2 protein-coding genes are annotated in these 2,450 nt (G+C 73.6%); both read right to left on the reverse strand.

The window, feature by feature from the left end; genetic code table 11:
• Window positions 1–26: 26 nt before the first annotated feature.
• The gene (locus tag HMPREF3105_RS11345; RefSeq protein WP_002854906.1) at window positions 27–845 is read right to left on the reverse strand and encodes a PspA/IM30 family protein; all 819 of its coding nucleotides are present in this window, start codon (window positions 843–845) and stop codon (window positions 27–29) included.
• Window positions 846–961: 116 nt separating this feature from the next.
• The coding region (locus HMPREF3105_RS11350) for a hypothetical protein (RefSeq protein ID WP_070709686.1) at window positions 962–2,450 on the reverse strand (1,489 nt) is incomplete at its 5' end.

Below are 2,450 nucleotides of genomic sequence, written 5' to 3' on the forward strand. Positions count from 1 at the left end.
GCGACGGGCCGTGGGGAGGGGCGGGGTCAGCCGCGCGCGGTGCCGGTCTCCTCGGCGGTCCCCTCGGCCGCGTAGTCGAGGGTCAGGGTCTCATCGGCGTCGACGTCGCCCGAGGTGAGGGCGGCCTGGCCGGCGCCGCCGGCCTTGAGGGCGGCGAGGCGGGCCTCCACCTCGGTCTTCTCGCCGAGGTCCTCGAGGGACTCGAACTGGGCGTCGAGGGAGGAGGCGGCGATCTCCTGCTGGCCGCGCACGCGGGCCTCCTCGCGACGGACCTTCTCTTCGAAGCGGGAGACCTCGGAGGTCGGGTCCAGCAGGTCGATCGACTTCACGGCGTCGGCCACCGCGGACTGGGCGTGGGCGGACTTGGCGCGGGCGGTCAGCTCGTCGCGCTTGGCGACCAGCTGCTGACGCTTGACCTTCATCTGGTCCAGACCGGTCTTCAGGCGCTCCACGATCTCGCGCTGCGAGGCGATGGTCGGCTCCGCGGACTTCGCCTGGCGCTCGAAGTCCATCTGGCGCTCGATGGCCACCTTGGCGAGGTTGTCGAACTTGTCCGCCGAGGCGGTGTCGCCCTTGGTGCGGAAGTCGTCGGCCTTCTGGGAGGCGGCCAGCGCCTTCTGGCCCCAGCTGCGGGACGCGTCCTGGTCCTCGCGGTAGTCGTCCTCGATCATCCGCAGGTTGCCGATCGTCTGGGCGACGGCGGCCTCGGCCTCCGCGATGTTGTTCGTGTAGTCGCGGACCATCTGGTCCAGCATCTTCTGGGGGTCCTCGGCCTTGTCCAGCATCGCGTTGATGTTGGCCTTCGCCAGCGTGCTGATGCGGCCGAAGATGGACTGCTTGACCATGGTGTCTGCCTTTCGTCGGTCTTTCACGTCAGCGCAGACCGTCGGCCTGCGTCCACCCCGTCCCGCGCGTGCGGGCCGGGCCGGCGCCCGGGGCGCCGGAGTTCATGGGGCGGCGGTCAGAAGCCGCCGCCGGAGATGTCGCCGAACCCGCCGAAGTCGCCGCCGCCGAGGCCGCCGCCGTCGAACCCGCCGAAGCCACCGCCGCCCCAGCTGCCGCTGTTCAGGATCGAGTTCATCAGGATGCCGCCGAGCAGTGCGCCGCCGAGGCCGCCGCCGAAGCTGCCGCCCACTCCGGCGCGCGGGCGTGCACCGTACATGCCGCCCACCATGCCGGGGCCGTAGCCGAAGCCCTCGACGTCCGCGCGGGCCAGCTCGCTCGCGCGCTCGGCCAGCTGGGAGGCGCGCTGCGCCTGCTGGAGGGCGGCCACGGGGTCGGTGCGGCCGAGGCTGATCGCCGAACGCAGCGTGTGGTCGGCCTCCGCGAGCCGGGTCCGGGCCTCCGAGCCCACCGCACCGCGCCGGGCGCCGATGAAGTCGGCCGTGCCGTCGATCTGCGCCTGGGCCTGGGCGATCGTGGAGGTGAGCACCTGGGAGGCCTGGCGCGCCTGCTCCCGAGCGTCGCGGACGCCGGCCAGCGGGGTGTTGAGCTGGCGGTGCGCGGCCTCGAGCTGGTGCAGCAGCTCCAGGGGGTCCGGGCGGCCGGCCGCGAGGGCTCGGCGCACCGCGTTCACGGCGTTCTTCATCCCCGCCACCGGGCCGGCCAGCTCGGGGTTCGACCCGTTGGCCACGAGCGCCTCGGCCTCGGCGACGTCCTGCTCGGACTGGGCGAGGCCCGTCTGCAGGTTGCCCAGCATGGCCCGCAGGGACCCCTCGGCCTTGCCCACCGCCTCCGTGAGCGTGTCCACCTGGCTGAGCGCCTCCTCGGCGGCACGCACGGCCAGCGCCGCCGTGGAGCGGTCCTGGGCGTCCCACGCGCTCCGCGACTTCGCGACGGCGGTCTCCACGAACTCCAGCCGCTCCCGGGCCTGCGCCGCGTTGTCCGCGACCTCGGCGAGGGCGGACTCCGCGTACTGGCCGTGCAGCGCGGCGATCGCCGACTCGGACTCCTGCACCCGGGACCGCGCCTCGGGCAGGCGGGCATCGACGCGCTCGAGGGCCTCGGGCACCTGGTTCTCGAGGTCGCGCAGGGAGTCGAACTCCTCCTTGTGCGCCGCGAGGGCCGCGCCCACGGCCTCGCTGCGCTGGATGATCTCCTTGAGCCAGGCGCGCTGCTCGGCCTCGGTGTCCGGGATCTCGTCGTCGAGCTGGTGCTGAAGCTGGAACGAGGCCCGCATGTGCTCCTTGGCCTGGTCGATGTCCTCGCGGAACGTCGCCACGGACTTCTCCCCGTAGGACGCCTCAGCGAAGCCCAGCTCCTGCTCCGAGGAACGGATGGCGTCGTCCGCCGCCACGAGCTTGGAGCCCGCCTGAGTGCGCAGCTGCTCCACGCTGAGCTCGTCGAGGGGGTCGCGGCGGACCTCCTCCGTGCGGCCCCGTTCGACCGCGCCGCCCTGCGTGCGCTTCCGGCTGCGGGCCACGAGCACGCCGCCGCCCACGGCCGCGGCC

The organism is Micrococcus sp. HMSC31B01 (assembly GCF_001816085.1).
GTDB classification, from domain to species: Bacteria; Actinomycetota; Actinomycetes; order Actinomycetales; family Micrococcaceae; genus Micrococcus; species Micrococcus luteus.